Below are 6,996 nucleotides of genomic sequence, written 5' to 3'. Positions count from 1 at the left end.
CGCCCACGCTGCTGCCCAAGGCCATCACCTTCGAACATTATGCCCGCGTCCTCCAGGACACGCCGTTCCTGCAATATTTCGCCAATTCGATGATCCTGGCGACATCAACGACGGTGGTGGTGATCAGCATATCCGTGTTGGGTGCCTACAGCCTGGTGCGCTTTGCCTATCCGGGCCGCGAAACGCTGGCGAGCCTGGTGCTGTTCACCTATCTGCTGCCGTCGGTCGTCCTCATCTCGCCGCTCTATCTGATGCTGGTCAGCATTGGCCTCGCCAACACGCTGGCCAGCCTGGTGATCGCCTACACGACCTTTGCCTTGCCCTATGCGCTGTGGCTGCTGCGCTCGTTCATGGCCGGAATCCCGCAGGATCTGGAATCCGCGGCCATGGTCGATGGTGCCAGCCGCATGGGGGCGTTCGTGGATGTGGTGTTGCCGCAGGCGCTGCCGGGGATCATTTCCACCGCGCTGTTCACCTTCATTCTTGCCTGGAACGAATATCTTTATGCGCTGGTGCTGGTGAATTCGGATGAGGCCCGGCCGCTGACCACCGGCGTGATGACCATGCTGATTTCGGCCTTCAACATCGAATGGTCCTTGCTGATGGCGGCTTCGGTGCTGATGAGCGTGCCGTTGATCATCATCTTCGCCTTCTTCCAGCGCCATCTCACCAGCGGCTTTGGCGCTGGCGGCGTAAAGGGCTGATATGGTGCAGGTTGTTTTTGAAAAGGTCAGCAAGGCCTATGGCGATACGGTCGCCATTCCCGGCCTTGATCTGGTGATTGAATCGGGCGAATTCGTCTCGCTGCTCGGCCCTTCGGGGTGCGGGAAAAGCACCACGCTCAGGATGCTGGCCGGGCTTGAGCAACCGAGCAGTGGCAGCATCCGGATTGGCGACCGCGACGTGGTGAACCTGGCGCCGGCAGCGCGCGATATCGCCATGGTGTTCCAGTCCTATGCGCTCTACCCGCACATGACGGTGGCGGAGAATATCTGTTACCCCTTGAAGAAGCGTGGGGTGGCCAAGGCCGATCGGGCCATCAAGCTGGCCGAAGTGGCGGCGCTGCTGCAACTGGAGCCGCTGCTGGCCCGCAAGCCGGGGCAATTGTCGGGCGGGCAGCAGCAGCGGGTGGCGCTGGGCCGGGCGCTGGTGCGTGAACCCAGCGTTTTCCTCCTCGATGAGCCGCTGTCCAATCTTGATGCGTCGCTGCGCGCCCACATGCGCGCTGAACTGATCGAACTGCACCGGCGGCTGGGCAAGACGATGGTCTATGTCACCCACGATCAGCTGGAGGCGATGACCATGTCGTCGCGCATCGCGGTGATGCGCGCGGGCGAACTGCAGCAGTTTGCGCCGCCCGACGAGATCTACAACCGCCCGGCCAATGTGTTTGTTGCCGGGTTCATCGGCACGCCGGCCATGGCGCTGGCCGATGGCAGTCTGGCCGATGGCGGTGGGCATCTGGTGGTGCATGTCGGCCCGCTGGCCGTCGCATTGCCGTATGCCGCCGCCGCCCGGCCAGATGCGGTGACGGTCGGCATCCGGCCCGAAGACGTGCTGGTGGGCGAGGGGCCTTGGCAAGCGCAGGTGCGCCTGGTCGAGCCGACCGGTTACGAAACGATCGTGGCGCTCGATGCCGGCGGGCTGGCGCTCACCGCGCGTGTGCCCGGTTCGAACGCGTTGCGCGTTGGCGAAACCGTCGCCTTCGATCTGCGGCGCGAGCGCATTCATCTGTTTGACAAGAGCGACGGTCGCCGGTGGGAACCGGCTGGCCGCTGACGCAAAAGGAAGCACGACATGGACAGAAACAGCGTCAACTGGTCAGGGCCGATGCCCGCGGTCACCACGCCCTTTCACGATGATGGCCGCATTGATGAAGCGGCGTTTGCGGCCAACCTGGAAGGGTTGATTGCGGCGGGTGCCACCGGCTTTGTGGTGGGCGGCTGCACGGGTGAGTTCTGGGCATTGAGCCACGAGGAGCGCAAACGCCTGTTTGATGTGGCGCACGAGGCGATCGCCGGCCGCGTGACGCTGATCGCCGGCACTGGCGCGGTTTCGGTGGAGGAAACCGTGGCGCTGACGCGCCATGCCGAAGCCGCCGGCTGCGATGGTGCGCTGATCCTGCCGCCTTACTTCGTCAAGCTGTCGGACGATGAGATTTTTGCGCATTTTGCGGATGTGTGCGCGCTGATCGGTCTGCCGGTGGTGCTCTACAATATCCCCGGCAATGCGGTGAACGCGATCACCCCGGCTCTGGCGGCGCGGCTGGCCGATCTGGAACGCGTGGTGGCGATCAAGGAAAGTTCGGGCGACTGGAACAATTATTACGGCACCCATCTGGCCGTGCATGAACGGCTGCGGGTGTTCTGTGGGCCGTCCTCCGTGTTCGGCGTGCCGGCGGTGCAACTGGGGGCGGATGGCACCATCGATTGCTTCCCCAATGTCTGGCAGCGCGGCGGGCTTGATCTCTATTTCGCTGCCAAGGCCGGGGAGACGGAGAAGGCGGCTGAGCTGCAGGCGATGGGCCGCCGGCTCACCGATCTGTTCACCAGCGACGGCCGCACGCTCTATCCCGCCACCAAGGCGGCGATGGACATGATGGGCCTGCCCGGTGGCGGCACGCCGCGCCGGCCGCTGCGCAAGCTCGCCGGTGCGCCATTGAAGGGCCTGGAGGCCGGGCTGAAAACGCTGGGACTTTTGTGATCAGGAGAGGCACGATGACCATTCAGGAAAAGCTTCAGAAGCCGCTCACCCCGCCCGAATATCAGGTGACGTTTGGCGAGTTCATCGGGATCGGCCCCAACGGCAATCTGTGGGTGGATGGCTGCGACGTGGCTGATCTGGCGGAGCGCTTTGGCACGCCGCTCTACATCATCTCGGAAAACCAGCTGCGCCAGAATTATCGCGCCTTCCGCGATGCCTTCCGCGCCCATTATCCGGATGTGGAAATATTGTTCGCCAACAAATCGAACAACGGCCTGGCGATCCGCCACATCATGAACAGCGAAGGCGCCGGCGGTGACTGTTTCGGCGCCCAGGAAATGTACATGGCGCTGTTGGCCGGCACCAACGGGCGCACGCTGGTGCTCAATGGCTCCAACAAGCAGACCGAAGAGCTGGAACTGGCCATCGCCAACGGGCTGTGCGTCAACATCGATGCGATGGACGAGCTGGACCGGATCGATGAAGTGGCGCGTCGGCTGGGTGTTGTTGCCGAGATCGGCATCCGCCTGAAGCTCGATCTGGAACCGCTGACCGGCCGGATGGGCGTTGCCATGCACGGCCCCGGCACGCTGAAGCAGCAGAGCGATTCCACCAAATGGGGCATGACCCGTGAGCAGACAGCCGAGATCGTGAAGCGGGCGCAGGCGATGCCATCGGTGCGCCTGAAGGAAACGCATTTCCACCTGTCGCGCATGTCGAATGATCCGGCAGATTTTGCGGTGATGGCGCGGGAAATGATCACCTGGTCCGGCTATCTGCGGGACCACACCGGCTGGGTGCCGCCGTGCATCGATATCGGCGGCGGCTGGACCTTTGGCAAATGGTACGGCACCGGCCCCAACAGCCAGCTGGATGATGGCAACGCCCCCACGGCCGAAGATTATGCCCGCCTGTGCTGCGCGGCGATCAAGGATGAAGCGGCGAAACTGGGCCTGCCCCTGCCGAAATTGCGGCTGGAACCGGGGCGGGCTCTGTCGGGCCCGGCCGGTGTCGCGGTGGGGCGCGTGGGCGCGATCAAGGAAGGCGCCACGCGCAAGTGGGTGAACATGGATCTTTCCACCAACCACCTCAGCTGGGCCGCCGTGCTGGACTGGTATTATCACGCCCTGCCGGTGGTGAATGCCGGCGCCGAACCCACCGAAACGGTCGATCTGGTCGGCCCGCTTTGCAATTCGGACGAGGTGGGCAAGCATCGCCGCATGCCGGCCTTGGCCCGCGGTGATCTGGTCGCCTTCCTCGATACCGGTGGCTACACGGAATCCTCTGCGGCGCGTTACAATGCGCAGTTGCTGCCGGCGACCGTGCTGGTGACCGGCAGCCACGCCGAAGTTACCACGGAACGCGAACAGCTGAAGGATGCAATCGGCCGCTTCCGGGTGCCGGCCCATCTGCTCGCCACCTCCTTTGCGCCGCAGGATTGAATGCCATGGATCTGGGACTCTCAGGGCGCCGGGCGCTGATCTGCGGTGGCAGCAAGGGGCTGGGCTTTGCCGCCGCGCAGGCGCTGGCCCGCGAAGGCGTTGATCTTGTGCTGGTATCGCGCACGGCCGAAGCGTTGGAGCAGGCTGCGCGCCAGATTGTGGATGAAACCGGCGTGAAGGTCACCACCGTGGCGGCCGATCTGTCGCTGGCCGACGCGCCGGCCACGGTGCTGGCGGCGTGCCCAGATCCCGATATCCTGGTTTGCAATCCCGGCGTGCGGCAGACGCCGGATGATTTTCGCACGATGAGCCGGGCGGACTGGGATTTCTGGATGGAGGCGCATTATTTTGGGCCCCTGGAGCTGATCCGCGCCATCGTGCCGGGCATGTGCGAGCGCAAGTTTGGCCGTGTCGTCAACATCTCGGTGAGCAACATCAAGTTCCCGCAGGTGAATTTTGCCCACAGCCATTCGGCGCGTGTGGGCCTTGCGGGCGCCATCGCCTCGATGGTGCGGGAACTGGTGCCGCACAATGTCGTGATCAACAGCGTGCTGCCGGGCTTCATCGATACCGATGCCCTGCGAACCAACCTGCACGCTCACGCCAAACGCGGCAACACGACATACGAGGCCATCGTGGCCGACCGCATCAAGATGACCCCGGCCAACCGCTTTGCCGCGCCGTCCGAATGCGGCGATCTGATCGCCTATCTGTGCAGCGCCCAGATCGGTTTCATGACCGGGCAGAACATCGTTATCGATGGCGGCGTTTATCAGGGGTTGTTCTGATGGAAGAAGCCGCGCCCGCCCAGATGCTCACCCCGGCTGACCGGGTGGTGATGATCTCCGGCGCGTCGCGCGGCATCGGCCTTGCCATTGCGCGCCGGCTGGCGGGCGAGGGCTATCGCCTGTCGCTGGGGGTGCGTGATCCGCGGCGTTTCGCTGCGGCCGGCTTCGATCCGGAGCGCATCCTTGTCCACCGCTTTGACGCGCTCGAGCCGGCGTCGGCTGGCGATTGGGTGGCCGCCACGGCAGCGCGGTTCGGGCGGATCGACGCGCTGATCAACAATGCCGGTATCTTGCGCGCCATTGATTTCGAAACGGGGGACGAGGCCGTTCTGGATGAGGTGTGGGCTGTCAACGTGAAGGCGCCGTTCCGGCTGATCCGCCAGGCGCTGCCGCATCTGGCGCAGGCGGGAAACGGCCGGATCATCAATATCGCGTCGACTGATGGCAAGCGTTACCGCCCGGGCGTTTCGATTGCCTACACGATGAGCAAACATGCCGTGATGGCGCTCACACAAGCCGCCAAATTCGCCGGCTGGGACCGCGGCGTGCGCGCGACGGCGCTGTGCCCCGGCGCCGTCGATACGGATCTGATTTCCGGTATTCCGGGCGTCACGCCGCGTCAGGACCGGATAGCGCCGGAAACCCTTGCCGAAACGGTGTCGTTCCTGCTGCGCTTGCCGAACAGTTCGTCGGTTGCAGAGCTGGTGATGAACACGCGGCTGGAGACGGGGATCTAGGCCCAGGCAAGCCCAGTTTTCAGCCTGTTGGAGACGACAGAGCTGAAAACGGCCAAGGGCAGGGCGCCATCCATCCTGATTCCGGGCGCAAAGCGGTCATAAGTGCGTCATGCGAACATTGGTTTGATCAGATTCGACGCCATCGTCGGCGTCGGATCGTCAGCGCCTTCGCGGATCGTCGCGTGTCGGCATCAGCCCCGTTCCGTTAATTTTTGGATTTATGCACTATAAAACAAGGATATAACGCGAATTCATCGTAATGTCGCAACGCAGCTTCCGGCCGAGTTGGTGCAGACGCCGCAGCCCGGCCAGATGTTCGCATTGCTCCCGTTGTGTAACACCCTTGACTCATATGGGCGTTCGTATTCACATTGCGAACATTGGTTCGCGTATGGGGATTTGCGGGCCTGACGGACGATCATTGGGCGGCATCAACGGGTTGAGCCCCATGCCGGGTTCGGCCCTCAAAAGGGGAACATGCACATGTCGGAACTTACTTCGCGTCGCACTCTGCTGTCGTCGACGATCATTTCGGCAATGATGCTGGTGTCCGCCAGTTCGGCCTTTGCGCAGCAACAGCCTGCGACCGAAACGAAGGACGTGGCCGCCAACGCTGCCGAAGAAGCCCCTGAAACCATCACGGTGACGGGCTCGCGGCTGACCTCCAAGAACGTCGTCTCCTCCAGCCCGGTGCAGACCATCACCGAACAGGCGTTCGACGTGGTGGGCGCTGTCGATACCATCGATCTGCTCAACACCCTGCCGGCCTTCACCCGCGCGCAGGATACCAGCTTTGCCAACGGCGCCAACGGCACCTCCACGCTCGATCTGCGCGGCCTGGGTTCGATCCGCACGCTGGTGCTGATGAACGGCAAGCGCCTGCCGCCCGGCTCGCCAACGCCTGGCGGCTATCCTTCGGATATCAACCTGATCCCGGCCCAGCTGATCCAGCGTGTTGAAGTCGTCACTGGCGGCGCATCGGCCGTCTATGGTTCCGACGCTGTTTCCGGCGTTGCCAACTTCATCATGAAGCGGGATTTCAACGGTTTCGAGATCGATGGCCTGTTCGGCTTCAACCAGTCCAACAACAACAGCCTCGACGCGCAGCAGCGCCTGATCGCGGCCGGCATCACGCCCCGGACGGGCAGCGACACCGGCAACCCGACGTTCGATGTCTCCGCCGTGTTTGGCGCGTCGCTGGGTGAGGGCCGCGGCAATGTCACGGGCTATATCCGGTACATGCGCAACGATGGCCTGAACCAGTCAGAGCGTGATTTTTCCCAGTGCGCGCTCAGCCTGGGGGCAAACCCCAACCCGATCTGCCTG

General features: G+C 63.6%; 7 protein-coding genes. All 7 read left to right on the top strand.

Annotated elements, in window-relative coordinates:
- On the top strand, window positions 1–704 hold a 704-nt coding region (locus RT662_RS09995), incomplete at its 5' end, for a carbohydrate ABC transporter permease (RefSeq protein WP_313670565.1).
- Between the two features lies 1 nt (window position 705).
- The gene (locus RT662_RS09990) at window positions 706–1,779 is read left to right on the top strand and encodes an ABC transporter ATP-binding protein (protein ID WP_313670564.1); all 1,074 of its coding nucleotides are present in this window, start codon (window positions 706–708) and stop codon (window positions 1,777–1,779) included.
- 18 nt (window positions 1,780–1,797) lie between these two features.
- Entirely contained in the window at window positions 1,798–2,703 is a 906-nt protein-coding gene (locus RT662_RS09985; RefSeq protein WP_313670563.1) for a dihydrodipicolinate synthase family protein, read from the top strand.
- 14 nt (window positions 2,704–2,717) lie between these two features.
- Window positions 2,718–4,145: an alanine racemase gene (locus RT662_RS09980; RefSeq protein WP_313670562.1), complete on the top strand. Its 1,428-nt coding sequence runs from the start codon at window positions 2,718–2,720 to the stop codon at window positions 4,143–4,145.
- Window positions 4,146–4,150: 5 nt separating this feature from the next.
- The gene (locus RT662_RS09975; RefSeq protein ID WP_313670561.1) at window positions 4,151–4,933 is read left to right on the top strand and encodes an SDR family oxidoreductase; all 783 of its coding nucleotides are present in this window, start codon (window positions 4,151–4,153) and stop codon (window positions 4,931–4,933) included.
- Window positions 4,933–5,670: an SDR family NAD(P)-dependent oxidoreductase gene (locus tag RT662_RS09970; protein WP_313670560.1), complete on the top strand. Its 738-nt coding sequence runs from the start codon at window positions 4,933–4,935 to the stop codon at window positions 5,668–5,670. Before RT662_RS09975 ends, RT662_RS09970 begins: the two co-directional genes overlap by 1 nt.
- A gap of 483 nt (window positions 5,671–6,153) precedes the next feature.
- A partial coding sequence (locus tag RT662_RS09965; protein ID WP_313670559.1) for a TonB-dependent receptor plug domain-containing protein occupies window positions 6,154–6,996 on the top strand: 843 nt, incomplete at its 3' end.

Origin of the sequence: Sandarakinorhabdus sp. (genome assembly GCF_032115815.1) — a bacterium.
Taxonomy (GTDB): domain Bacteria; phylum Pseudomonadota; class Alphaproteobacteria; order Sphingomonadales; family Sphingomonadaceae; genus Sandarakinorhabdus.
The sequence above is the reverse complement of the archived record's forward strand: the minus strand, read 5'-3'. Positions and strand labels throughout refer to the sequence as shown.